The organism is Streptomyces katrae, assembly GCF_000966975.1.
Lineage (GTDB): Bacteria > Actinomycetota > Actinomycetes > Streptomycetales > Streptomycetaceae > Streptomyces > Streptomyces katrae.
On the sequence record NZ_JZWV01001420.1, the window covers coordinates 1 to 446 of the forward strand.

A 446-nucleotide genomic window follows, 5' to 3' on the forward strand; every position below is an offset into this window, starting at 1 on the left:
GTGACGATGACCTCGGCGCGCAGGGCGGCCGCGTCCGCGTCGCCGCGGACGATGGGCTGGCGGTGCACGATGTTGGGGTGCGGGACGTGGGAGGCGTGGTGGTCCTCGCGGTCCTCGTGGACGAGGACGGCGTCGGGTGCGGTGGCCGAGGCCTCGTCCGTGACGAGGGGCAGCTCGCGGTACTCGACGCGGATCTTCGCGGCGGCGCGGCGGGCGGTCTCGGGGTGGTCGGCGGCCACGACGGCGACCGGTTCCCCGTGGTGGCGGACCTTGCGGTGGGCCAGGACCGGGGTGTCCCGGAACTCCATGCCGTAGTACTTCACCGGGGCCGGCAGGTCCTCGTACGTCAGCACGGCGTGGACGCCGGGCACGGTCAGGGCCTCGGCGGTGTCGATGGACACGATCTCGGCGTGCGCGACGGTGGAGCGCAGGATCTGGCCCCACAG

1 pseudogene is annotated in these 446 nt (G+C 74.0%); it reads right to left on the bottom strand.

What is annotated here, in order from left to right:
- Positions 1–446: pseudogene (locus VR44_RS37905) on the bottom strand (xanthine dehydrogenase subunit D); the annotation flags it as partial.